The sequence below is a fragment of the Streptomyces sp. NPDC026659 genome (assembly GCF_040638245.1).
In the GTDB taxonomy this organism is placed as follows: Bacteria; Actinomycetota; Actinomycetes; order Streptomycetales; family Streptomycetaceae; genus Streptomyces.
The window spans coordinates 119,085-142,041 of record NZ_JBEZXY010000014.1 but is presented as its reverse complement, the minus strand read 5'-3'; the positions used below and the strand labels follow the sequence as shown (position 1 = coordinate 142,041).

The 22,957-nt window shown below is 72.7% G+C and carries 20 protein-coding genes; 11 read left to right on the top strand and 9 right to left on the bottom strand.

Translation table 11 applies throughout. The annotated features are described in order from the left end of the window. Positions 1 to 129: 129 nt before the first annotated feature. Together AB0E91_RS29305 and AB0E91_RS29300 are read left to right on the top strand one after the other, a co-directional pair. Positions 130 to 804: a CBS domain-containing protein gene (locus AB0E91_RS29305; RefSeq protein WP_361788031.1), complete on the top strand. Its 675-nt coding sequence runs from the start codon at positions 130 to 132 to the stop codon at positions 802 to 804. A 212-nt stretch (positions 805 to 1,016) separates the two neighbouring features. After that, positions 1,017 to 1,865, top strand: a complete 849-nt coding sequence (locus AB0E91_RS29300) for a universal stress protein (RefSeq protein WP_361788029.1) — start codon at positions 1,017 to 1,019, stop codon at positions 1,863 to 1,865. Positions 1,866 to 1,996: 131 nt separating this feature from the next. Here AB0E91_RS29300 and AB0E91_RS29295 read toward each other — a convergent pair whose 3' ends face one another. Together AB0E91_RS29295 and AB0E91_RS29290 are read right to left on the bottom strand one after the other, a co-directional pair. Next, on the bottom strand, positions 1,997 to 2,977 hold the full coding sequence (locus tag AB0E91_RS29295; RefSeq protein WP_361788027.1) for a nitroreductase: 981 nt from the start codon (positions 2,975 to 2,977) through the stop codon (positions 1,997 to 1,999). 53 nt (positions 2,978 to 3,030) lie between these two features. Further along, positions 3,031 to 3,912: a universal stress protein gene (locus tag AB0E91_RS29290; RefSeq protein WP_361788025.1), complete on the bottom strand. Its 882-nt coding sequence runs from the start codon at positions 3,910 to 3,912 to the stop codon at positions 3,031 to 3,033. A gap of 277 nt (positions 3,913 to 4,189) precedes the next feature. Here AB0E91_RS29290 and AB0E91_RS29285 point away from each other — a divergent pair, with 277 nt between their 5' ends. Then, positions 4,190 to 5,071, top strand: coding sequence for a universal stress protein (locus AB0E91_RS29285; protein ID WP_361788023.1), 882 nt, complete (start codon positions 4,190 to 4,192; stop codon positions 5,069 to 5,071). Positions 5,072 to 5,105: 34 nt separating this feature from the next. On the opposite strand, the gene AB0E91_RS29280 is transcribed toward AB0E91_RS29285, so the two are convergent. Then, positions 5,106 to 6,065, bottom strand: coding sequence for a MerR family transcriptional regulator (locus AB0E91_RS29280; RefSeq protein WP_361788021.1), 960 nt, complete (start codon positions 6,063 to 6,065; stop codon positions 5,106 to 5,108). A 119-nt stretch (positions 6,066 to 6,184) separates the two neighbouring features. Between AB0E91_RS29280 and AB0E91_RS29275 the strand changes: the two genes are divergently transcribed. Both AB0E91_RS29275 and AB0E91_RS29270 read left to right on the top strand, forming a co-directional pair. Continuing rightward, on the top strand, positions 6,185 to 7,714 hold the full coding sequence (locus tag AB0E91_RS29275) for an alpha/beta hydrolase (RefSeq protein ID WP_361788019.1): 1,530 nt from the start codon (positions 6,185 to 6,187) through the stop codon (positions 7,712 to 7,714). A gap of 128 nt (positions 7,715 to 7,842) precedes the next feature. Next, the gene (locus AB0E91_RS29270; protein WP_361788017.1) at positions 7,843 to 10,242 is read left to right on the top strand and encodes a SpoIIE family protein phosphatase; all 2,400 of its coding nucleotides are present in this window, start codon (positions 7,843 to 7,845) and stop codon (positions 10,240 to 10,242) included. Between the two features lie 46 nt (positions 10,243 to 10,288). Here the strand turns inward: AB0E91_RS29270 and AB0E91_RS29265 are convergent, their stop codons facing one another. Both AB0E91_RS29265 and AB0E91_RS29260 read right to left on the bottom strand, forming a co-directional pair. Then, positions 10,289 to 11,131, bottom strand: coding sequence for a helix-turn-helix transcriptional regulator (locus tag AB0E91_RS29265; protein WP_361788015.1), 843 nt, complete (start codon positions 11,129 to 11,131; stop codon positions 10,289 to 10,291). After that, positions 11,128 to 12,000, bottom strand: a complete 873-nt coding sequence (locus AB0E91_RS29260; protein WP_361788013.1) for a helix-turn-helix domain-containing protein — start codon at positions 11,998 to 12,000, stop codon at positions 11,128 to 11,130. Before AB0E91_RS29260 ends, AB0E91_RS29265 begins: the two co-directional genes overlap by 4 nt. Positions 12,001 to 12,266: 266 nt before the next feature. On the opposite strand from AB0E91_RS29260, the gene AB0E91_RS29255 reads away from it, so the two are divergent. From AB0E91_RS29255 to AB0E91_RS29240, 4 genes are all read left to right on the top strand, one after another. Then, complete coding sequence (locus tag AB0E91_RS29255) at positions 12,267 to 13,247, top strand: aldo/keto reductase (protein WP_361788011.1); 981 nt, start codon at positions 12,267 to 12,269, stop codon at positions 13,245 to 13,247. 33 nt (positions 13,248 to 13,280) lie between these two features. Further along, on the top strand, positions 13,281 to 14,330 hold the full coding sequence (locus tag AB0E91_RS29250) for an NAD(P)-dependent alcohol dehydrogenase (RefSeq protein WP_361788009.1): 1,050 nt from the start codon (positions 13,281 to 13,283) through the stop codon (positions 14,328 to 14,330). 92 nt (positions 14,331 to 14,422) lie between these two features. Further along, positions 14,423 to 15,103 carry an NAD(P)-binding domain-containing protein gene (locus AB0E91_RS29245; protein ID WP_361788007.1) on the top strand — a complete coding sequence of 227 codons (681 nt, stop codon included), beginning with the start codon at positions 14,423 to 14,425 and terminating at the stop codon, positions 15,101 to 15,103. Between the two features lie 85 nt (positions 15,104 to 15,188). Then, positions 15,189 to 16,091 carry a helix-turn-helix transcriptional regulator gene (locus tag AB0E91_RS29240; protein WP_361788005.1) on the top strand — a complete coding sequence of 301 codons (903 nt, stop codon included), beginning with the start codon at positions 15,189 to 15,191 and terminating at the stop codon, positions 16,089 to 16,091. Here AB0E91_RS29240 and AB0E91_RS29235 read toward each other — a convergent pair. Next, positions 15,984 to 16,409: an FCD domain-containing protein gene (locus tag AB0E91_RS29235; RefSeq protein ID WP_361788126.1), complete on the bottom strand. Its 426-nt coding sequence runs from the start codon at positions 16,407 to 16,409 to the stop codon at positions 15,984 to 15,986. The two genes, AB0E91_RS29240 and AB0E91_RS29235, sit on opposite strands and share 108 nt — an antisense overlap. Here AB0E91_RS29235 and AB0E91_RS29230 point away from each other — a divergent pair. Next, positions 16,357 to 16,986: a TetR/AcrR family transcriptional regulator gene (locus AB0E91_RS29230; protein WP_361788003.1), complete on the top strand. Its 630-nt coding sequence runs from the start codon at positions 16,357 to 16,359 to the stop codon at positions 16,984 to 16,986. The two genes, AB0E91_RS29235 and AB0E91_RS29230, sit on opposite strands and share 53 nt — an antisense overlap. A 63-nt stretch (positions 16,987 to 17,049) precedes the next feature. Here AB0E91_RS29230 and AB0E91_RS29225 read toward each other — a convergent pair whose 3' ends face one another. Beyond that, complete coding sequence (locus AB0E91_RS29225) at positions 17,050 to 18,138, bottom strand: aldo/keto reductase (RefSeq protein WP_361788001.1); 1,089 nt, start codon at positions 18,136 to 18,138, stop codon at positions 17,050 to 17,052. 121 nt (positions 18,139 to 18,259) lie between these two features. Next, positions 18,260 to 19,183 (bottom strand): alpha/beta hydrolase, encoded by a 924-nt coding sequence (locus tag AB0E91_RS29220; protein ID WP_361787999.1) that lies wholly within the window; start codon positions 19,181 to 19,183, stop codon positions 18,260 to 18,262. 353 nt (positions 19,184 to 19,536) lie between these two features. On the opposite strand from AB0E91_RS29220, the gene AB0E91_RS29215 reads away from it, so the two are divergent. Beyond that, complete coding sequence (locus tag AB0E91_RS29215; RefSeq protein ID WP_361787997.1) at positions 19,537 to 20,469, top strand: alpha/beta hydrolase; 933 nt, start codon at positions 19,537 to 19,539, stop codon at positions 20,467 to 20,469. A gap of 63 nt (positions 20,470 to 20,532) precedes the next feature. Here AB0E91_RS29215 and AB0E91_RS29210 read toward each other — a convergent pair whose 3' ends face one another. After that, positions 20,533 to 22,851 carry an FdhF/YdeP family oxidoreductase gene (locus AB0E91_RS29210; protein ID WP_361788124.1) on the bottom strand — a complete coding sequence of 773 codons (2,319 nt, stop codon included), beginning with the start codon at positions 22,849 to 22,851 and terminating at the stop codon, positions 20,533 to 20,535. Positions 22,852 to 22,957 lie beyond the last annotated feature (106 nt).

Here is a 22,957-nt window from a genome sequence, read left to right as displayed (position 1 = left end):
ATGGTGCCTGTATCCAACCTGCGACGCGGGCCACACCGCCGTACGGGCGGGCGACCCGCGGACGGACCCGCCTCCGCGAGGCCCGCGGAGCACATCCGCGAGGCCCGCGGAGCGCATCCGGGAGGCACCATGCACCACCGAACGGTCGAGGAGCTCATGAGCCGGGACGTCGTCCGGGCCCGCCGCGACACGCCGTTCAAGGACCTCGTGCGGCTCCTGACGGAGAACGACGTCACCGCGCTGCCCGTGGTCGACGAGCTGGACCGACCCCTGGGCGTGGTGTCCGAGGCCGATCTCCTGCGCAAGAGCGCCGACCGGGCCGACCCGTCCGGCCGGACGCCCCCGCCGCACCTGGAGGCATGGGAGCGCGCCAAGGCCGAGGGCGCCCTCGCCGAGGAACTGATGTCGGCCCCGGCCGTCTGCGCGCACCCGGAGTGGAACGTGGTCGAGGCCGCCCGGCTCATGGAGGCGCGGAACGTCAAACGGCTGCCCGTGGTGGACGAGGCCGACCGGCTCGTGGGCATCGTCAGCCGCGCCGACCTGCTACGGGTCTTCCTGCGCCGCGACGATGCCATCCGCGAGGAGATCACCGGCGACGTCCTCGGCCGCACCCTGGGTTTCGACCCGAGGGACGTGACGGTCGAGGTCCACGAGGGACGGGTCACCCTCCTCGGCACCGTCGCGGACGCGAACCTGATCCCCGTCGTGCGGCAGCTCTGCCGCGGGGTCGACGGCGTCGTGGCGGTCGACTCCCGGCTCACCGGCGGCGCGGGGGGAGCCCGGCGCTCTCCCGAGGCGTACTGAGGTTGCGCTCCCTTCCCACCGCGTCACCTCTTTCACACCGCCTTACCGCACGGGCCGTGTCGCCGAGCCGCCCGGCACCGGCCAGAGGTCCCCTCCATCCGAGCCGAATCGCACCCGTCCACCCGAGCCGAATCGCCCTCGCCGCCCGGCCGACGGACATGCCACCGTGGAAATGGTCCCGACAACCCCCTGTACGAAAGGCGGTGGCCGGCATGACCCTCCCCCTCGTCGTGGGAGTCGACGGCTCGGACTCCTCCCTGCGCGCCGTCGACTGGGCCGTGGACGAGGCCGCGCGCCACGGCATTCCGCTGAAACTCCTCTACGGCTCACTCTGGGAGCGCTATGAAGGCGGCCTGCCCTCACTCAGCGGGGACCGCCCCTCCGAACAGGTGCTGGCCGAGCACGTCGTCGCCTCCGCCGCCGAGCGCGCCGCGCACCGCGACCCCGATGTGAAGGTCACGACCGGGATCGTGCCGCAGGAGGGCGCGGACGCTCTGGTGCGGGCGGGCGACGACGCCTTCGCGGTGGTGACGGGGGCGCGTGGCCGGGGCCCGTTCACGAGCATGTTGCTCGGTTCCGTCGGCCTCGCGGTCGCGGCCCGGGCGTCCTGCCCGGTGATCGTCGTCCGGGGCGACCGCGCGGGCCTCGCGGGCGAGCACGATCGGATTCTGCTGGGTGTCGGCGGGGCCGACACCGGTACGCGGGCCCTGGAGTTCGCGTACCGGGAGGCCGAGACGCGCCGCTGCGGCCTGGACGTCGTACGAGCGTGGCGGCGGCCCGTCCACGACAGGTCGGGCGCCGGGTACGAGGAACGGGCCGCCGCGCTGCTCGCCGCTTCTGTGGAGGGTCCGTCCGCCGAGTTCCCGCGGGTCCGCACATACCCGGCCGTGGTCGAGGGCCCCGCCGCGAAAGTGCTGGTGGACCGCTCGGCCGCCGCCGACCTCGTGATCGTCGGGGCGCGGCGCCGTACGGACCGCTTCGGACTCCAGCTCGGCCGGGTCGGCCACGCCCTGCTGCACCACGCCGAGTGTCCGGTCGCGGTCGTACCGGAGCGGGCGTAGGCACGCGGCAGCGGATCGGGCAGCGGGCCGGGGCGGGGGGAGAGGCGGGCCGGACACGAAGCCCGCGAACTCGGCCTGCCTCACACGAGGTTGACGTCGCCCCGCCTCACGCGATGTCGGCCTCGCCCGCCTCACTCGATGTCGAGCACATCCCCCACAGGACGCCGGGGACTCGGGGGTCCCTGCGGGCCGTAGCCGATGCGCAGCACCATCTGGACCTGGGACATCGCGGAGAGCGGGTCGCGGGTCGCCCAGCGCAGTTCCGGCCACTCGAGCGGCTGGGAGGTCACCGAGGCGACCAGGCCGTCGGCGGTGGCGCGCAGCAGGACCCGTTCCAGCGCCTGACCGGCGCGGAGCCAGTCGGCGGGGTCGTCGTGGGGCGTGCCCAGGAGGGCGATGTTCGGACGCTCCTCGAACGACGCCCACGGGCGGTCCGGCATCGGGCGGCCCACGGCGAAGTCGCGCACGGAGGACGTGCCGTGGCGCGAGCGCGGGCCGAACGCCTCGGCGGGGATGCCGTCGGGCGCGTCCCCCGGGTCGGTGTGCGCCCACCGTGCCATCTCCTCCCGCGCGCCCGCGTCCATCAACTCCCGTTCCTCGGCGTCCCGTACGAGGTCCAGGACCGAGCGCACGTGCCAGGTCCCCGGGAACAGCAACTGCGCTCCCTCCGCGCGGGCCGCCGCGTACAGACGCTCCCGTACGGCGGCGGGGATCTCCTGGTCGCGGTAGGGCAGGCGGCTGGAGTGCCGACGGCGGATCTCGGGGTGCAGCGCGGCGAGCGCCGGGTCGGGGGGCCCGGTGTCGCGCAGGCGGACCTCGGCGAGGAGGTCCGGGTCGGCCGGGTCCGGGAGCAGCCGGACGTCGGGGTCCAGTCCGGCAGCGGCGGCGGACACCCGGAGGTTGAACAGGGCGGCGCCGCAGCCCATGTGCAGTCCCCGGTTCTGCGGATCGCCGTGCGGCAGGACGCGCTCCGGGTCGGCGTACAGCCGCAGCACACCGGGCCCGCGCAGATGGCGGAACCGCCAGGGCTGGGCGTTGTGCAGTGACGGGGCCGTCGTGGCGTCCGCCACGAGTGCGGTGACGGTCCGCTCGTCGAGGGGTTCCTCGGACACGGTGACCTCCCTTCCGCAGGCGTCGGCGCCCGGTCCGCCGCCCGGTGTGTGCGTCAGACCGCCGCGGCCGGTACGGCGATGACCGGGCAGCGCGCCCGGCGCAGTACGCCCTGGCTGACCGAGCCCAGCAGCGCGCCCGCGACGCTGCCGTGCCCGCGGGTGCCCACGACCAGGGCCAGCGCGTGCGCGGCGGCCTCGGTGAGTACCTTGACCGGCTCCCCGACGACCAGTTCGTGGCGCAGCACCACGTCGGGGTAGCGCTCGCCGTGCCCGGCCACGATCTCGGAGAGCATGCGGCGGCACTCCTGCCGCGACCCGTGCTCGTCGAAGACGCGGAGCGCGGTGGGCTGCCAGACGAACAGGACGTGCAGCTCGGCGCCGCGCAGGGCCGCCTCCTCGAACGCCACGTCGACCGCGGCGGCGGACTGTTCGCCGCCGTCGATCCCCACGACGAGGTACGCCGGGACCTGGGTGACGTGCTCCGGCTCGGGCACGACCACCACGGGGCAGTGGGCCTGGGCCATGAGCGGCACGGCGACCGACTCGTTGCCGAACACCTCCTGCGCCCGGCTCAGATGCCGTGAGCCCAGGACGACGGCCGTGGCGTCGTGGCTCTGCTCGCCGAGCACCCACACGGGATCGCCCTCCGCGAGCAGCGCGTCCACCTCCAGGCGGGGGTGGTGGGCCGTGGCGAACCCGGCGGCGTCCGCCAGGACGCGTTCACCCTCCTCGTGCAGCGGGTCGTTCCACTCCTCCCAGGACGGCGGGACCCTCCGCTCCCGGTCGCCCCTGGTCGGCACGCCCTCGGCGAGGACCGGCCGCAGCGGCACATGGCGCCGGGCCGCCTCGTCCGCCGCCCAGGCCAGCGCCATGCGGTGCTCGGACTCGGTGTCGATCCCGACCACGACCGGCCTCGGGTCACCGGGCCGCGACACGACCGGCTCCGGGCCCGGGGACGGTCTTCCTCGCCGGCCTTGGTGCCGCGTGAACGGACATCGCCCTCGCCTCCTCCTCCGGGGTGGCGCGCGGGGCCACCGCGGATGCCGACAGCCGTCGACGCCATCGTCCCTTCCTTCGGTCTGCCGGGCCACACGGGAGGAAAAAGGGACCTGCGGCACCCCCGGTACGGGCTGTTCGGCCCCAGTGGCGGAAGAAGGCGCACGCTGGAGTGGAGAGACCGGCGGCCGAGGCACGAGGCGAGGAGACCCGGCGATGGGCACAAGCTCCGGCACGGCGGCGGACCACCGGCCGTCCGATGCCGTGGAACGCACGGTCACCGTCGGGGTCGACGGCTCCGAGGCGAGCCTGGCCGCACTGGACTGGGCCGCCGACGAGGCCGCCCTGCGCGGGGCCGCGCTCCGGGTGGTGCACGCCGGCTGGTGGGAGCCCCACGCGGACACCGCCGACGAGGGGACGGCCGTCGTCGCCGTCGCCGAACGCCGCGCCCGCCACCGGCAGCCGCGTGTGAAGGTCGGCATCGGGCTCATCCTGGAAGCGCCGGAGTACGCGCTCGTACGCGAGAGCCGCACCGCCCTCGTGATGGTGCTGGGCTGCCGGGGCCGGGGCGCCGTGGCCGAGACTCTGCTCGGCTCCGTCAGCGCCATGGTGGCGCGCCACACCCACTGCCCGGTGATCGTCGTGCGCGGCCCACATGTGGAGTCGCCCGCGTCGGGGCGCGTCGTCGTGGGCGTCGGCGAGTACCCGGAGGGCTCGGCGGCCGTACGGTTCGCCGTAGAGGAGGCCCTGCTGCGGGACGTACCCCTGGACGCCGTACGGGCCTGGCGCCGCCCCCGGCACGCGCCCGCCGCGCACCCGCTGCTCATCGGCGCGCCCGCCCATGTGCACGAGCAGCGGGCGGTGGAGACGCTGGAGGCGGCCCTGCACGACGCGCCGGAGAACCTGTGGATACGGCGCCGCGCGGTCGAGGGCCCGGCCCGCGACACCCTGCTCGCCGCCGCCCGCGACGCCGCGCTGCTCGTGGTCGGCACACATAGGGTCGGCGCACACAGGGGCGACGGCCACCTCGGGCGGGTCGCACATGGCGTGCTGCACCATGCGCGCTGTCCTGTCGCCGTCGTACCGGAGCCGGTCTGACCGGGCGAGGGCAGGGAGGGTGACTCCCCGCTGCTCAGCCCGCCGCCCTGGCGACATCCGCACTGAGCGCGGACCGCAGCCACTCGTGCACGGCCCCGAGGGTCGGCTCCGGTGACGGGGTGAGGACGCCGGTCAGTTCCCAGTAGCGATCGATCATCGGATCGGCGGCCCGGGTCAGCAGGGCGTGCAGGCGGCGGCGGAAGGCGGGGCTGTCGGGCAGTTCGCGCGCGGTGGCGTGGGCGGTGACGAAGCACTCCAGGGCCTGCCCCCGGTCGGGGGTACGCCCGGTGCGCAGTTCCGTGGCGACCAGGGTGTAGGCGTCGAAGAGGCCGTCGTAGAGCACATCGGGCCGGCAGTCCGCGTCGGTGCGGTTGCGGGCGGGACGGCGCGGGTCGGCCGCCGGGCAGGGCGCGGTGGCGATGGCGTGCAGCCGGGCGAAGGCCAGCACCTGCGCGGGCGTCGGGTCGGCCGGGGGCCGGGGAACCGCGTGGTCGAGGATCGCCGAGCGCAGCCGGGACGACAGCCGGGCGGGGAGCGCCCCGCGCCAGAAGCGCGCGAGCGCCGCCGTACTGGGCGGCGCGGACACGGCGCCGACCAGACGGAGCCGGTCGGCGCGCTCCTCGGCCGGACAGTCCCGGACGAGCTGAAGGGCGGCCTCCCGCCACCTCAACGCCGTGATCTCCGAGCCGAGTTCACGCAGACGGCCGTCGAGGGCGTCCTCCAGGGCCCCCGTCGCCAGGATTCCTGTCGTACCCGCCGGACCGTCGCCCCCGTCGAGCACCCGGCCCACCTCGGGCACCGGCAGATCGAGCGCGCGCAGCGAGCGGATCAGCCGCAGCCGGTCCAGCGCGCCGGGGCCGTAGCGCCGATGACCGCCGCTGCTGCGGGACGCCTCGGGCAACAGGCCGAGGTCGGAGTAGAAGCGGACCGTCTTCACCGTGACACCCGCGCGCTCCGCCAGCTCGCCGATGCTCAACAGGCCGTCAGGGGCCATGTCTTGAATCTCCCTCAGGGGGAGTTCCTACGGTACCCGCGAGCACGGGCGGCCCGTACGGCCGACCATGCGGACCACCACCCCACCCCGGCGGACCACCACCCCGCAAGGAGACGATCATGACGGCGTTCGTACTGGTCTCCGGCCCCTTCACCGGTGCCTGGATCTGGCGGGAGACCGCCGCACGGCTGCGCGAGGCAGGGGCTCAGGCACATCCGCTGTCCCTCACCGGCCTGGGGGAGAGGCGCGAACCGGGCGGTCCGGTAACCGACTTGGAGACGCACATCGAGGACGTCGTACGACAGATCGACGGCCTCGACGCACCCGGGCTGGTTCTCGTCGGACACGACTACGCCATCCATCCGGTGCTGGGCGCGGCCGACCGCCGCCCCGGGCGGATCTCCCGGATCGTGTACCTCGACGCCGGGATGCCGCAGGACGGTGACGCGGCGCTGGCCCTCGTGCCGGACCAGGAGGCGCGCGAGCGGGTGCTCGCCGAGCCCGACGGGTGCGTCCCGGTGCCGAAGCCGGGGGACTGGGAGCGCTGGGGCAGCACGGTCGGGCTGTCGGAGAGCGCGCTGGAGCGGCTGGACCGCCACGCCGCGCCGCAGCCGTCCGGCACCCTCGTCCAGCCGCTGCGGCTCACCGGGGCGGCAGCCGGGCTGCCCAGCACGGGGATCTTCTGCACCGCCTCCGGAATGACCATCGCCATGGCCGAGACCTTCGTCCGCACCGGGCCACCGCAGTTCCGGGCGCTCGCCGACCCCCGGGTCACCTTCTTCGAACTCCCCACCGGACACTGGCCGATGCTCTCCACGCCCGGCCAACTGGCCGACGTGCTGCTGGCGGCAGCCGCCGGGGAGGGGCACCGGATCACCGTGGACGCCGACGAACAGCCCCTGTATCTACGCCCGTTCGTGCTGGACGTGCCCGAGCGGCCCCGTGAGCGGACCGGCCGGGTCGATTTTCACCTGCCCGACTCCCCGCCGCACCGTCCGACCGGTTCCCCGCCCGACGCGGACGCACCCCGGCCCGCCGTCGTGTTCGTCCACGGCGGCCCTGTTCCCGCCTCCCAGCGGCCCACTCCGCGCGACTGGCCGCTCTACACCGGCCACGCCCGGTACGCGGCGAGCCGAGGAGTGGTCGGCGTGACCGTGGACCACGGCCTGCACGCGCTCACCGACTACGCGCGGGCCGCCGACGACCTCGCCGCGGCCGTCGCCCTGGTCCGGGCGCATCCCCGGGTGGACGCCGACCGGATCGCCCTGTGGTTCTTCTCGGGCGGCGGCCTGCTCATGAGCGACTGGCTCGCCGCGCCGCCGCCCTGGCTGCGCTGCGTCGCCGCGAGCTACCCGGTGCTCGCGCCGCTGCCGGGCTGGAACGCGGTGGACGCGCGCTTCCGTCCCGTCACGGCCGTCCGCTCGGCCGGGGAGCTGCCGGTCGTCCTGACCCGGGTCGGACTGGAGCACGACACGATCGCGGCCACGGTGACGGAGTTCCTGTCCGCCGCGCGGGCGGCGGACGCCCACGTCGTGACGGTCGACGTTCCCTCGGGCCACCACGGCTTCGACGTGGCCGACCCCACGGACGAGTCCCGGCACGCGGTGGCGGCGGCCCACCGCCAGGTGCTGGGCCGGCTGACGGACTGAGCCGCCCGCGCGTACGCACGACGGCCCGGAGACACCAGCCCCCTCCGTGTCCCCGCTCCCGCGAAAAGCGCTCCCACCTCGTTGGTCGTACCGTGGGAGAGGCGGGGGCGCCGAGCCGGAGGAGCAGGATGGGCGGGTTCAGCGCCGGTGCCGAGAGGCATGTGTTCTCGTTCGCCGGAGTGGCGACGGCCGTGCTCGACGACCGGGGCACCGTGGTGCGCTGGTCGCCGGCGGCCGCCGAACTGCTGGGCCGGACCGCCGAGGAGGTCTGCGGACGCCCGCTGCGCGAGCTGCTCGCGCGCGACTGCCCGGACACCGACGGCGACGGGACGTTTCCGGTGGACGGCACGGCCCTGCTGCGGCACAGCTGCGGCGACGCGGTCGCCGTCAGCTTCCGCGTCCTGCGCACCGAGCCCGCCGCCGAGTCCCTGGTGCTGCTCGCCCCCACCCGGCGGGTGAGCCACTGGGAGGCGGACGCCAATGTGCTGCGCGCCCTGCTCTCCCAGGACCGTCTCGGCATCGGCATGCACGACACCGACCTCACTGTGATGTGGACCAATATCACGGCCGACATGTTCGGCGGGTCGGCCCTGCCGCGCGGCAGCAGACTCACGGACGTACCCGCCCTGAAGGACGCCAAGGCGGCCGAGACCGAGCTGCGGCAGGTGCTGGAGACCGGTGAGCCGCTGGTCGGGAAGACGCTGCACATGCGCGCGCCGGACGACCCGGACCGGTACCTCGTCCTGTCGCTGTGCGCCTTCCGGGTGGAGGACGCCGAGGGCACGCCCATCGGTGTCGTCACGATGTTCGCCGACACCCCGGAACAGCAGCGGGTGCGCCGACGCCTTGACGTGCTGCACGCAGCCGCCGACCGCATCGGCGCCTCCCTCGACGTCAGGCGCACCGTGCGGGACCTGATGGACGTCCTGGTCCCGGCCCTCGGGGACGTGGGCTGGGCCGACCTCGCCGAGGCCGTGCTCAACACCGACGAACCGGCCAAACCCGCCGCCGGTGGCGGAGACCTGCATCTGTGCCGGGTCACCGTGACCCCCGACGAGGGCACCGCCGCCCTCTTCCGGCCCGGCGAGGCGATACCCCGGCTGCCGTACTCGCCCGAACTGGGCGACATCCAGCGCGGGCGGCCCGTCGTCCTGGACCCCGAGACGGTCGCCGACGTCCTCGGCGACCCCTCGCTGGTCCACCGCTTCGTCCCCGAGGACGGCCGCTCGGGCCTGTGGGCGCCGCTGTTCGCGCGCGGACTGGTGCTCGGCTCCGTCACGGTCTGGCGCACCGGGGAGCGTGAGCCCTTCGAACCGGAGGACGCCGAACTGCTCGGCGAGATCGCCTCACGGGCCGCTCTCAGCGTCGACAACGCCCGCCGCTACACCCGCGAGCGCCGCACCGCCCTGACCCTCCAGCGACGCCTGCTGCCCCCGGCCACCACCGAGGGCCCGGCCGCCGAGACCGCCGGCATCTACCTGCCCGCGGGCGGCGGCGCCGACATCAGCGGCGACTGGTACGACGTCATCCCGCTGCCCTCCTTCCGGGTCGCCCTGGTCGCCGGGGACGTGGTCGGGCACGGCCTGGACGCCAGCGCCGCGATGAGCGGTCTGCGCACCGCCGTACGCACCCTCGCCGACCTCGAACTCGACCCCTCCGAGCTCCTCACCCACCTCGACGACCTCGTACGACGGCTCGGCCAGGACACCGAGTGGGGCAAGCCCGCGGGCGCCACCTGCCTGTACGCCGTCTACGACCCCATCGCCCGCCGCTGCGTCATCGCCGGGGCCGGACACCCACCGCCCGTCGAGGTACGGCCCGACGGCACCACCCGCATGCTCCGCTTCTCGCCCGGACCGCCGCTCGGGGTGGGCGGGATGCCCTTCGAGACCGTCACCGCCGACGTGGAGCCCGGCAGCGTCCTCGCCCTCTACACCGACGGACTCCTCGACCGGTACGGCGGTGACCTCGACGCGGGCCTGCGCTGGCTCACCCACCGCCTCGCCACCTCGTGCCGCCCCGGCCAGAGCCTCGTCGACGCCAGCCGCCTGCTCCAGGCCGACCTGGGCCAGACCCCGCCCCGCGACGACATCGCCCTGCTCCTCGCCCGCGCCCGCGCCATCCCCGAGGACGCCATCGCGAGCTGGGAGTTCGGCGCGGACGAGTCCGTGGTGGCCGACGCCCGGCAGGCCGTCAGACACCAGCTCGTCGAATGGGGCCTGGACGACCTCGTCTTCACCACCGAACTGATCGTCAGCGAGCTGGTCACCAACGCCGTCCGCTACGCCGGGGCCCCGGTCGGCCTCCGCCTCGTCCGGGACGACGTCCTCGTCTGCGAGGTCACCGACCCCAGCAACACCCAGCCCCGCCTGCGCCGGGCCGGCTGGAGTGACGAGGGCGGCCGCGGCCTCTTCCTCGTCGCCCAGCTCTCCACCCGCTGGGGCAGCCGCTACGGCCGCAACGGCAAGACGATCTGGTCGGAGCAGCGGATGGTGCCGCAGGAGGTGGACTTCGAGGCACTCATGTGAGGTCACGCACCGGGCTGTGTGAGGTCACACACCGGGCCGTGGGAGGTCACGCACCGGCGGCCCAGGAGGCCAGGATGCGCAGCCCGTCCTGGGAACGGCTGCCGGGTTCGGCGGTCAGCGTGACGAGCTGCTGGTCCGGGTCGTCGGAGCAGCAGACGGCGTCCCAGTGCAGGGTGAGTTCGCCGACCACCGGATGCCGGAGCACCTTGGCCCCGATACCCGGGGCGGGGTTGTGCGGTTCGCTCCACCAGCGGCGGAAGTCCTCGTCGCGGATGGAGAGTTCCCCCACCAGCTCGGTCAGCCGCACGTCCCGTGTGTCACGGGCCGCCTCCGCGCGCAGATGGGCGACGGCCGCGCGGGCGGCTTCGGGCCAGTCGGCGTACAGGGCGCGCACGGCGGGGTCGGTGAAGAGCAGCCGTACGTAGTTGCGCCGCTTCGCCGGTGTCCCGGCGAAGTCGGTGACCAGCGCCGCGGCCAGCGGATTCCAGGCCAGGACGTCCATCCGGCGGCCCAGGACGAGTGCCGGGGTGCCGGACAGGCCGTCGAGCAGGCGCCGCAACTGCGGCCGGGTCCGCTGCGGCGGACACCGCCGGGGACCGTCCGCGTCCCGGGCCGCCAGGGCGTACAGACGCTCGCGCTGCCCGTCGTCCAGGTGCAGGACACGGGCGAGGCGGTTCAGGACCACGGACGAGGGCCGGACCCGGCCCTGTTCGATGCGCGCGTAGTAGTCGGTGCCGATGGCGGCCAGCAGGGCCACCTCCTCGCGGCGCAGTCCAGGCACCCGCCGGCGGCCCTCGCCGTCCGGCAGTCCCGCGGCGCGGGCGCTCAGCTCGCGCCGGCGGGCCCGGAGGAACGCCCCTAGCCCGTCCTGGTCAGGGGTGCCGGTCATGTCAGGCCCCGCTCGGCGGGGGCGGCGGCGCGCTCCGCCGCGCTCCGGGCGGCGAGCAGACGCAGAGCGTCGTGCGCGGGTGTGCCGGGCTCGGCGGTCCAGACGGTGAGCTGCTGGTCGGGGTCGCCCGCCGAGGCCAGGCTCTCCCAGTCCAGGGTGAGATCACCGGCCAGCGGGTGCCGGATCGTCTTGGTGCCGAAGGCCCGGCGGGCCACATGATGACCCGCCCACCAGCGGCGGAAATCCGCGTCGCGCACGGACAGTTCCCCGACGAGCGCGGCCAGCCGCGGATCGTCCGGATTCCGCGCCGCCTCCATACGGAGAAAGGCGACACAGTCCCGGCCCACCGATTCCCAGTCCGTGTAACGCGCGCGCACCGTGAAGTCGGTGAAGACGAGCCGTACGTAATTCCGCTCCTCCGGCGGTATCCGGGAGAAATCCGTGAGGAGGTCGGCCGCGAGGGAATTCCAGCCGAGCACGTCCATACGGCGGCCCAGCACCATGGCGGGAACGTCGGTGAGTGAATCCAGCAGCCGCCGGACCGCAGGCCGCATTCGCTGCCCCTGGTGCCTGCGGGGCAGCGCGCTCTCCTTGCCGGCCAGTTCGAGGAGGTAGTCGCGCTGGTCCTCGTTTAGCCGCAGCACCGTCGCGAGAGTGAGCAGCACCGGGGCGGACGCCTGGAGACGGCCCTGTTCCAGCCGGGTGTAGTACTGCGTGCTGATCGACGCCAGCCGCGCCACCTCCTCCCGGCGCAGCCCGGGCACCCGGCGCGTGCCCACCTCGGGCAGACCCAGGGCGGCGGGGCTCAGTTCGGCGCGCCGGGCCCTGAGGAAATTCCCCAGCTCGCTCCGATGGACATCCGTGCTCATGGCAGTCAGCGTACTGCCGGCGACACAGCGAAATGACCGCCGTGGGGGGTAGGGATTTCTACCCTGCACACCTCTGTCCCGGTGTGCCACTCTTTCCGTTGTGGGGGACGAAAACGCCTTCGGCGTGCGCCTGGAAGGTCGCCCCGCGATGCCTGGCGATGCCTGGCGATGAAATTCGACCCGTCGAACGGAATGTCGTCATTCGTGCCGCTCACGGTACACGCCACCCCTCGCTCATTTCCATACTGAGAACGGAACGCATTCTCATGAAGCACGTTTCCCTCGGTGGACTCGACGTCTCCCGCATCGGTCTGGGCGCCATGTCGATGTCCGCCTATTACACCGGCGCGGGCAGCGACGACGCGGAGTCCGTCCGCACCGTCCACCGGGCTCTGGACCTCGGTGTCACCCACATCGACACCGCCGAGGTGTACGGCCCGTACACCAACGAGGAGCTGGTCGGCAGAGCGATCAGGGGACGCCGTGACCAGGTCGTCCTCGCCACGAAGTTCGGCGGCGGCATCTCCCACAGCGGCCGCGCGGGTGTGGCGCTGGACAGCAGCCCGGCCAGCGTCCGTGTCGCCGTCGAGGGCTCCCTGAGGCGGCTGGGCACCGACCACATCGACCTGTACTACCAGCACCGCGTCGACCCCGGCACGCCCATCGAGGAGACGGTCGGCGCCCTCGCCGAGCTGGTCGCGCAGGGCAAGGTCCGCCACATCGGCCTCTCCGAGGCGAGCCCGGCGACCATCCGCCGCGCTCACGCCGTGCACCCCGTCGCGGCCCTCCAGACCGAGTACTCGCTCTGGACGCGCGACGTGGAGGCGGAACTGCTGCCGCTGCTGCGCGAACTGGGCATCGGCCTCGTGCCGTACTCCCCGCTCGGCCACGGCTTCCTCACCGGGCGGATCCGCTCGCTGGACGGGCTCGCCGCCGACGACTGGCGCCGCGGCAACCCGCGCTTCACCGGTGAGAACCTCCAGCGCAACCTGCGCATCGTCGACGAGGTCGAGGCCGTCGCCGCCGAGGCGGACGCCACTCCGGCGCAGATCGCCCTGGCCTGGCTGCTCGCCCAGGGCGACGACATCGCCCCCATCCCCGGCACCAAGCGTGTCTCCCGCGTGGAGGAGAACAGCGCGGCCGACGCCGTCGAGCTGACCGCCGCGCAGATCGACCGCCTGAACCGTCTCACCCCGGCGGCGGGCGACCGCCACGACGAGATCGGCATGGCCGTCATCGACCGCTGATCCACCCCCGACCACCCCACAGGAGCCCCCACCATGACCTCCGTACCGGCCTACGCCGCCCCCGCCCCCGGTGCGCCGCTGGAGCGCACCACCATCGAGCGCCGTCCCGTCGGTGAGCACGACGTGCTGATCGAGATCAAGTACGTCGGCATCTGCCACACCGACATCCACCACGTCCGTGACGAATGGGGCCGCGGCGGCTTCCCGCTCGTCCCCGGCCACGAGATCGCCGGTGTGGTCACCGAGACCGGCCCGGCCGTCACCAGGTACAGGGCCGGCGACCACGTCGGCGTCGGCTGCATGGTCGACTCGTGCCGCGAGTGCGAGAACTGCCGTGCCGGTCTGGAGGTGTACTGCACCGGCGGCGGCCTCGTCGCCACCTACGCCGACACCATGCGGTACACGGACGGCGCGCCCACGCAGGGCGGCTACTCCACCCACATCGTCGTCGACGAGCGCTTCGTGCTCCGCATCCCCGACGGGCTGCCCCTGGAGCAGGCCGCCCCGCTGCTGTGCGCGGGCATCACCACCTACTCCCCGCTGCGGCACTGGAACGCCGGACCCGGCAAGAAGGTCGCCGTCATCGGACTCGGCGGCCTCGGCCACCTCGCGGTGAAGTTCGCCCACGCCCTGGGCGCCGAGGTCACCGTGCTCTCGCAGTCCCTGCGCAAGAAGGACGACGGCCTGCGTCTGGGCGCCGACCACTACTACGCCACCAGCGACCCGAAGACCTTCGAGGAGCTGGCCGGCACCTTCGACCTCATCCTGAACACGGTCTCCGCCTCGCTGGACGGGGACGCGTACCTCTCCCTGCTGCGCACCGACGGCACCATGGTCTACCTCGGCATCCCGGAGAAGCCGGTCTCGGCGAACGTCGGCTCCCTGATGATGGGCCGCAAGTCCATCGCCGGCTCCGGCATCGGCGGCATCCCGGAGACCCAGGAGATGCTCGACTTCAGCGCCGCGAACGGCATCGGCGCCGACGTGGAGGTCATCGGCGCCGACCGCATCGAGGAGGCGTACGACCGGGTGCTGCGCAGCGACGTGCGCTACCGCTTCGTGATCGACAACTCCACCATCTGACCCTCACCCCACCAGCCGGACGGCCGCGCCGGGTCTCCCCTCACCCGGCGCGGCCGTCCCTGCCTCTTCCCTCCTCCTGAACGGATCCTCCCTTGCGTTACGCCGTACTGGGCACCGGCACCGCCGGTCTGACCATCGCCGCCCGACTCGACGGACTCGGACACTCCGTGGTCGTCGGCACCCGGAACCCGCAGGACACGCCGGCCCGCACCGAACCGGACGCGATCGGCAACCCGCCGTTCGCCCAGTGGCAGGCCGCCCGGAGTCAGGTGGGTCTCGCCACCTTCGCCGAGGCGGCCGCCTTCGGTGAGGTGGTCGTCAACGCGACCGCCGGACCGGTCAGCCTGGTGGCCCTCGAAGCCGCGGGCGCCGAGAACCTGGCCGGAAAGATCCTGCTCGACATCTCCGACCCGATCGACCCGCGTCAGGGGCCGGTGCTGAACCCGGGCAACACCGACAGCCTCGGCGAGCAGATCCAGCGCGCCTTCCCGGACCTGAAGGTCGTCAAGGCCCTCAACACCATGAACTGCCGGGTGATGGTCGACCCGGCACGGGTGCCCGGCCCGCACAACGTCTTCGTCTGCGGCGACGACGCCGACGCCAAGAAGCGCGTGACCGAGCTGCTGTGGTCCTTCGGCTGGCCCGCGGGCAGCGTCCTCGACCTGGGCGGCATCGTCTCCGCCCGCTACACCGAGATGCCGGCCCCCATGTGGCTGCGCCTGCTGGGCGACATCGGCCACCCCGACTTCAACTTCCACATCCAGGTCGCCTGAGAGACGTGGGAAGGCGCGGGGGCCGCCGGTCGGGGGTACTGGCAGCCTCTCCATCAGGACCCGCAGCTGACTTAGCCTCGAAGGCATGGAGACCGCCAAGGAGATCAAGGACTTCCTCACCACCCGCCGAGCGAAGATCACCCCCGACCAGGTGGGGCTTCCCTCGCTGGGACGGCGCCGGGTGCCCGGACTGCGCCGCGAGGAGGTCGCCCTGCTGGCCGGGGTGAGCGCCGAGTACTACATCCAGATCGAGCGCGGCCAGGTCGCCGGGGTCTCCGACGAGGTGCTGCACGCCGTCGCCACCGCACTGCGACTGGACGACGTCGAGACGGCCCACCTGTTCGACCTCGCCCGCGCCGCCGGGAAGGCGGGCCGCAGGCAGACCCGCGCCCGCACCCCCCGCCGCCAGGTCCCCGACACCCTCCAGGCGCTCATCGACACCATGGTCACCGCCCCGGCCATCGTCCAGAACGGCCACCTCGACATCGTGGCGGCCAATCCGCTCGGCCGCGCCCTGTACGGCGCCGTCTACGCCCACCAGCCCGAGCCGCCGAACCTGGCCCGTTTCATCTTCCTGGACGACGCCGCCGACGACACCTTCCCGCACTGGGAGAAGGCCGCCGACGACGCCGTGGCCCTGCTGCGCGTCGAGGCCACCAGAACGCCGTACGCGAAGGCGGTCACCAACCTGGTGGGCGAACTCGCCACCCGCAGCGCCGCGTTCCGCACCCGCTGGGCCGCGCACGACGTACGGGCGCACCGCAGCGGCACCAAGGACTTCCGCCACCCCGCGGTCGGCGACCTGACCCTGCGCTTCGAGGCCCTCGACGTGGCCAGCGCGGGCGGGCTCAGCCTCATCGGCTACACCGCCGAACCCGGCTCACCCTCGCACGAGGCCCTGATGCTGCTGGCCAGCTGGTCCGCGACCGAGCAGGCGGAGCCGCACCCCGAGGCCGCGCGGGAGACACCTCGGCGCGAGGTCGGCTGACCCTTCCCGGCGATGGCACAGGGCCCGGCCGGAGCACCCCGGCCCCGCCGGTCCGCGCTCACGAGGCCGCCTCGTCCTCCTGGTGCTTCCACACACCGCGTTCCTCACGGAGCGCAGGAGCAGGGAGAGGCGGTGCGAGGCGGCGGCGAGGTTGATCTGCCGGTGGAAGGCATGGCCGTACTCGACCATGCCGTCCTCGTCGTTGGCCTCGATCGCCGCTTCCTGCTGCTTGACGATCGCTTCGAGCCCGTCGAGCTGCTCGGGCGTGATCTTCTTCGCCGCACGGGCGGCCAGTTCGCCGCCCAGTTGGGCCTGCACCCAGAACAGGTCGCGCACGTCCTGCTGGGTGAAGGGGGCGACGACGAATCCGCGGCGGGGTCCGCACCGGCTGGAGCCGGCGCTGGTCGCCGCCTCCCGGCGCGGCCGTCTGCTCGACGCGATGGCCGAGTCCGTCGCCAGGATCGGCTACACGGCCACGACGGTCGCCGACGTGCTGCGGTTGGCCGGGGTCTCCCGCAAGACGTTCTACGAGCAGTTCGCCGACAAGCAGGCCTGTTTCCTCGCCGCTTTCGACCACGCCGCGCAGGCGCTCGCCACCTCGGTGAACGGGCAGCCGCCGCCCACCGGAGACGTCGATGAGCAGTTGCGGGCCGGGTACGCCGCGCTCTGCTCGACGCCGGCGTCCATGCCGAACCACGTCCGGGCCTTCGCCGCGGGGGTGCCGGAGGCCGGCGCCGCCGTGCAGGACTGCCAGGCCGTCCGGCGCGAGGCGTCGATGTCCCGCCTGAGGCTGGTGTGTACGAGGCGACCGCCGCGGACGCCGGGGCGGGCGATCTCCCGGCCCGGCTGCCGGACCCTGTGGCCCGCGCGATCGTCGGTGCGGGCGACGCGCTGATCCTGGACCACCTCGCGACCAGGGGACCCGAGAAGCTCGTCCCCGCCATGAACGGCCTCGTGCTCAGTAGCGCTGAGCGTCGGTCTCCGGGGCGAAGTAGATCGGCTCCGTGGCGCGGCCGTTCACGGTCGCTCCCGCGTGCGCGAGGTTCGCGGCCGACTGCCCGTTGATGTGGGCGGGGAAGTTGAGCGTCGGCGTGGAGAGCCGGTCGAGCGCGGCGACCTGCTCCGGGGTCAGCCGGAGGTCGAGCGCCTTGAGGTTGGCGTCCAACTGGTCCAGCCTGCGCGCGCCGATGATGGTGGAGGTGACGCCGGGGCGGCCCTGCACCCAGGCCAGGGCGACGGCGGCGGGCGTGGTGTCCAGCTCGGCCGCGATCCGGCGCAGCTCGTCCACGATGTCGAAGGTCTTGTCGGCCAGGTAGCCGGAGACCATCCAGCCCCGGTCGGCGTCGGTTTTGCCCACGTCCTCGCGGGTGTACTTGCCGGACAGGGCGCCTCCGGCCAGCGGGCTCCAGGGGGTGACGCCCATGCCGAGACGCTGCGCCATCGGGATCAGCTCGCCCTCGACGGTGCGCTCCAGCAGCGAGTAGCCGAGCTGGAGGGCGACGAGCGGGGCCCAGCCCCGGAACTGGGCGATGGTGTGCGCCTGGGCGGTGGCCCAGGCCGGAGTGTCGGAGAAGCCGATGTAGCGGACCTTGCCCGCGGTCACGAGGTCGTCGAGCGCCCGCATGGTCTCCTCGACGGGCGTGTACTCGTCGAAGTTGTGCAGCCAGTACAGGTCGATGTAGTCGGTGTTCAGCCGCCGCAGGGACTGCTCGGCCTGCGCCATGATCGCCTTGCGGCTCGCACCGCCGCCGTTGGGGTCGTTGCGGTACAGGTTGGAGTAGAACTTGGTGGCGATCACCAGCCGGTCGCGCAGCCCGCCCCGGCCGGCGACGTAGTCACCGATGATCTTCTCGGAGTGGCCGTAGGTGTACACGTTGGCCGTGTCGATGAAATTGCCGCCGCGCTCGATGTAGCGGGCGAGGATCGCCTCGGCGTCGGGGACCGGCGTCCCCCACCCCCAGTCCTCCCCGAAGGTCATGGTGCCGAGGGAGAAGGGGCTGACTCGCAGCCCCGAGTTCCCGAGAGTGATGTACGAGTCCAAGGACATGGATGCGCGTTCCCGTCGGTGAAGAGAGGTGGGGGGCCACTCGCACGCGAGTGGTGCGGTACGGCCGGAGGTCCGCCGGTCCGGGACCGGCGGACCTCCGGGTGTGCCATGGGGGGTGGGGTCAGTCCTGCGCGGCGGCCAGGTGCTCGGTGAAGAACGGCACGGCCTCGGCGACGGCCTGGTCGACGTACTTGGGCACGTCGTAGAAGTCCATGTGGGCGCCGCCCTCGACGACGACCAGCTTCTTCGGGCTGCGGGCGCGGCCGTGCAGCTCGGTGGACATCCACAGCGAGCCCGCCTCGCTGCCCGCCACCACCAGCACCGGCTGGGTGAGCAGGTCCTCGACCATGTGGAAGGCGTCGAAGGTGAAGATCCGCGAGACGCTCTTGGTGAAGAGGAACTTGTTCTTGGCGTTGGGGTGCTGGGCGCGCGGGGTCAGGTAGTAGTCGTGCGCCTCGACCAGGTCGCGCGGGGTGTTCTCGTCCGGCTCGACCGGGACGTACGGCAGGAAGGCGGGCTCGGCACCCTGCGCGGACTCGGCCGTGCGCTGCTGGGCCAGGGCCTGGAGGGTGGGCACGGCGGCGGCGTCGGAGTCGGTGCCGTACCAGCCGCGCCGGAAGGAGGTGCCGATGTTGACCGCGCTCACGGTCGTGAGGGCCTTGATGCGGTAGTCGGTCATCGCGGCGTTGACCGTGTAGCCGCCGCCGGCGCAGACGCCGAGGGCACCGATGCGCTCGGGGTCGACGTAGGGGAGCGACTGAAGGTGGTCCACGGCGGCGCGTACGTCCTCGACGCGGGCGTAGGGGTCCTCCAGGTGGTGCGGCTCGCCGCCGCTGTCGCCCTGGAAGGAGGCGTCGTAGGCGAGGGCGACGAAGCCCTGCTCGGCCAGCTTGCTCGCGTACAGGCCCGCGGTCTGCTCCTTGACGCCGCCGCCGGGGTGGACGGTGACGACCGCCGGGTAGCTGCCCTCGGGGTCGAAGTCCGCCGGGAGGTAGAGGTTGCCCGACATCGTGATCGGGCCGTTCGGGAAGGTGATCGCTTCCACGGGTCACTCCAAGTGCTTGCTGTGCTGATACCCGACCGGTGGGTTCGGGCGACGTTTCAAGACTGCGGGCACGTGCGCGGGCGTGACAGACGCTGCTTGTGGGGGGTACTGGCAGCCTCTCCCTCCACCGGCGGAAGGGACGCGGCCCGAAGGAGCCGCACCGGGCGAGCCCAGGCAGGGGCTGCCGGTCCCCCCTGAAGAGCGCACCCCGCTCAGGCGCTGCGGAACCGTTTCTCCCACGGCAGCATGAAGGAGCCGGGGCTACCCGGTCGCGGGTCCTCCTCAGGATCTGCCGACTGCCCGTCACCCGGTCTCACCCCCACGATCCATCTCATCGAGGAGCAGTTCCTCTCATGACCGAGAACATCGAGCACGTCTCCGTCAAGGCACTCGCCTGGGACCTGGCCGCCGACGTCCGCTTCCCGCCGGGCTTCGACGCGAGCACGTCCTATCCCGCCATCGTCAGCGTCCACCCCATCGGCTCGTGCAAGGAGCAGACCTCGGGCAACGTCTACGGCGCGGCGCTGGCGGACGCGGGCTTCGTCGTCATCGCCTTCGACGCCGGCTTCCAGGGTGCGAGTGGCGGGGAGCCGCGGTCCATCGAGGACCCGACGTTCCGGGTCGAGGACATCAGCTACGTCATCGACTATCTGGTGACCCTGCCGTACGTCGACGCCGACCGCATCGGCGTCATCGGGGTGTGCGGCGGCGGCGCCTACGCCATCAACGCCACCATGACCGACCGCCGTATCAAGGCCGTCGGCAGCGTGACCGGCGTCAACTTCGGACGCCTGATGCAGGAGGCGTTCAGCGGCTACGACCCCATCGCCACCCTGGACGCCATCGCCGAGCAGCGCACGGCCGAGGCACGCGGGGCGCAGCCGCGGATCAACCAGTACCTCCCCGCCTCTCCCGAGGTCGCCAAGGAGCAGGGGCTCACCGAACTGGACCTGTTCGAGGCCACCGAGTACTACCGCACCGACCGCGGCGAGAAGCCCGGCGGCCGCACCGAGGCGCTGTTCTCCCGCCAGGCCAACGCGGTCGGCTGGGACGCCTTCAACCGCGCCGAGGTCCTCCTCACCCGCCCCCTCTGCGTCGTGGTCGGTGACAAGCCCGGTGCCTTCGGCGCCTACCGCGACGGCCTGGAGATCTACCGGCGCGCGGCGTCCAAGGACAAGGAGCTGGTCGTGGCGGAGGGCTTCTCCCACTACGACCTGTACGACCAGCCCGAGCCGGTCAAGATCGCGCTGGACCACCTGATCCCGTTCTACAAGAAGTACCTCTGACCTTCCGCGAGTAGTACCTCGGAGGGGCGCGGCCAGTACCTCGGAGGGGCGCGGCGTCGTCCGTCAGGCAGCCGGTTCGATCGTGACGTCCAGCTGCTTCATCAGCGGCTGGTCGCTCTGGGCGCTGTAGTCGCTGATCGAGATCAGCCGGTTCAGCTCCGGCATGTAGCCTGCGGCGACGCCGCGCGGGATGTCGTGTTCGACCGCGAGGAATCCCGCCAGGGTGCGTTCGGTGCCGTCCTTGGCGTGGGCCGTGATCAGGGTCGGCTGGAATTCCTCCAGGCCGCGTTCGCGCATGTCGTCGGGGTTCATGAAGACGAGGGTGCGCAGGTTGTGGATGCCCCGGTAGCGGTCGTTGTCGGTGTAGATCGTGGTGTTCCACTGGTCGTGGGAGCGCATCGCGCCCAGGACGAGCCGTCCGGTGCGGGGCACCACGTCGGGCAGCGGGGCGTGCGAGAACTCGGCGCGCCCGGACGGGGTGAGGAAGACCAGCTCGCGGGCGGGCTGCTTGATCCGGAAGCCCATCGGCAACCGGACGCGCCGGTTGAAGTCCTCGAAGCCGTACAGGACGTCCGCCATGGTGTCGCGGATGCGGTCGTAGTCCTCGGCGTACCACTCCCACGGGGTCTTCGAGTCCGGCAGCGCGGCCCGGGCGAGACCGGCGATGATCGCGGGCTCGGAGAGGAGTTGCGGCGAGGCCGGATGCTGGTTGCCCTGCGAGAGGTGGACCATCGAGTCGCCGTCCTCGACGGAGATCCGCTGCGGTGTGCCGCGCTGGACGTCCTTCTCGGTGCGGCCCAGGCACGGCAGGATCAGCGCCCGCCTGCCGTGGACGAGATGGCTGCGGTTGAGCTTGGTGCTGACGTAGACGGTCAGGTCCACCTTCCGCAGACTCGCGTAGGTGAAGCGGGTGTCGGGCGAGGCCAGCGCGAAGTTGCCCGCCATCCCGACGAAGACCTTGATGTCGCCCCGGTCCATCGCCTCGATGGTGCCGACGACGTCCAGCCCCTCCATGCGCGGCGGGTCGATCCCGCAGACCTCGGCGAGCTTGTCGAGGAACTCCGGGGTGGGGGTGTTGGTGATGCCGCAGGTGCGGTTGCCCTGCACGTTGCTGTGGCCCCGGTTGGGGGCGGCGCCCGCGCCCTCGCGGCCGAGGTTGCCACGCAGCAGCAGGACGTTGACGATCTCGCGGATCGTGTCGACGGCGTGCTCGTGCTGGTTGACGCCGAGACCCCAGGTGATGATCGACCGGTCGGCCTCGCGGTAGATCGCGGCGGCCTTGAGGATGTCCTCCTTGGCCACGCCCGACTGGTGGACGATCTCGTCCCAGGAGGTCTCCTCGACCGCCCTGCGGTACGCCTCGAACCCCTCGGTGTGGCGCTCCAGGAACTGCCGGTCGATCGCGTGCTCGTCGCTCTCGGCCCGCTCCAGGGTGGCCTTGGCGATGCCGCGCATCAGCGCCATGTCGCCCGCGGAGCGGGGCTGGATGTTGAGGTTGCTGGTCGGGGTGGCGTGGAAGGTCGCCATCGCCAGGATCTCGTGCGGGATGATCGTACGGGTGGCACCCGCCTCCACCTGCGGGTTGATGTGGACGACCTTCTTGCCCTTGCGGTAGAGCTGCGCCAGCGGGGTGAGCATGCGGGGCGCGTTGGACGCGGCGTTGATGCCGATGACGAAGACGGCGTCCGCGGCCTCCCAGTCCTTGAGATCGACGGTGCCCTTGCCGGTGCCGAGCGAGGCGAGCATCGCGCGGCTGCCGGCCTCCGTGCACATGTTGGCGCAGTCCGGCTGGTTGTTTGTGCCCAGCTCGCGGGCCATGAGCTGGTAGAGGAAGGACGCCTCGTTGCCCAGCCGTCCCGAGGTGTAGTACGCGGCCTGGTCCGGACTCTCCAGGGCCCGGACGCTGTCGCCGAACAGCTTGAAGGCGTCCGCCCAGCCGATCGGCACGTAATGGTCGGTCTTCGGGTCGTAGACCATCGGCTCGGTCAGCCGGCCCTCCGCCTCCAGGTCGTGGTCGTTCCAGTCGAACAGCGACGTGACGGAGTGGCTCGCGAAGAACTCGCGGGTGACCCGCTTGCGCGTCATCTCCCACGTGGTGTGCTTGATGCCGTTCTCGCACAGGTCCAGCGCCAGGCCCTTGGTGTCGGGCCACGCGCAGCCCGGGCAGTCGAAGCCGCCGCTGTCCTCCTGGTTCATCTTCAGCATCTCGAGCGAGCCCAGCACGACCTCGCGCTCGTCGACCAGGACCTCGGTGACGGCCTTGGCCGCGCCCCAGCCGGCCGCCGGATGCGTGTACGGCTTCGAGACCGGCGGTCCCTTCGGCACCGGGCCCACCCGCGGCTCCAGCGGCTGGTCGACGGCCGCCTGCTCCTGCCGTCGGATCTCGGCGTCGTCCTCGAACAGTCCCTGATCGCTCACGGCTATCCCCTTCGTGCCGATTGCCACTCATTCGAGGCTATATCTCCACCGGGATCTCCGTCGGGTGAGG

Excerpts from the sequence above, each read along its gene's own strand:
- AB0E91_RS29285 (WP_361788023.1), top strand. The coding sequence starts at position 4,190 with ATGGGCACAAGCTCCGGCACGGCGGCGGACCACCGGCCGTCCGATGCC.
- AB0E91_RS29225 (WP_361788001.1), bottom strand. The coding sequence starts at position 18,138 with ATGTCCTTGGACTCGTACATCACTCTCGGGAACTCGGGGCTGCGAGTC.
- AB0E91_RS29305 (WP_361788031.1), top strand. The coding sequence starts at position 130 with ATGCACCACCGAACGGTCGAGGAGCTCATGAGCCGGGACGTCGTCCGG.
- AB0E91_RS29260 (WP_361788013.1), bottom strand. The coding sequence starts at position 12,000 with ATGAGCACGGATGTCCATCGGAGCGAGCTGGGGAATTTCCTCAGGGCC.
- AB0E91_RS29265 (WP_361788015.1), bottom strand. The coding sequence starts at position 11,131 with ATGACCGGCACCCCTGACCAGGACGGGCTAGGGGCGTTCCTCCGGGCC.
- AB0E91_RS29280 (WP_361788021.1), bottom strand. The coding sequence starts at position 6,065 with ATGGCCCCTGACGGCCTGTTGAGCATCGGCGAGCTGGCGGAGCGCGCG.
- AB0E91_RS29255 (WP_361788011.1), top strand. The coding sequence starts at position 12,267 with ATGAAGCACGTTTCCCTCGGTGGACTCGACGTCTCCCGCATCGGTCTG.
- AB0E91_RS29240 (WP_361788005.1), top strand. The coding sequence starts at position 15,189 with ATGGAGACCGCCAAGGAGATCAAGGACTTCCTCACCACCCGCCGAGCG.
- AB0E91_RS29300 (WP_361788029.1), top strand. The coding sequence starts at position 1,017 with ATGACCCTCCCCCTCGTCGTGGGAGTCGACGGCTCGGACTCCTCCCTG.
- AB0E91_RS29215 (WP_361787997.1), top strand. The coding sequence starts at position 19,537 with ATGACCGAGAACATCGAGCACGTCTCCGTCAAGGCACTCGCCTGGGAC.
- AB0E91_RS29270 (WP_361788017.1), top strand. The coding sequence starts at position 7,843 with ATGGGCGGGTTCAGCGCCGGTGCCGAGAGGCATGTGTTCTCGTTCGCC.
- AB0E91_RS29275 (WP_361788019.1), top strand. The coding sequence starts at position 6,185 with ATGACGGCGTTCGTACTGGTCTCCGGCCCCTTCACCGGTGCCTGGATC.
- AB0E91_RS29250 (WP_361788009.1), top strand. The coding sequence starts at position 13,281 with ATGACCTCCGTACCGGCCTACGCCGCCCCCGCCCCCGGTGCGCCGCTG.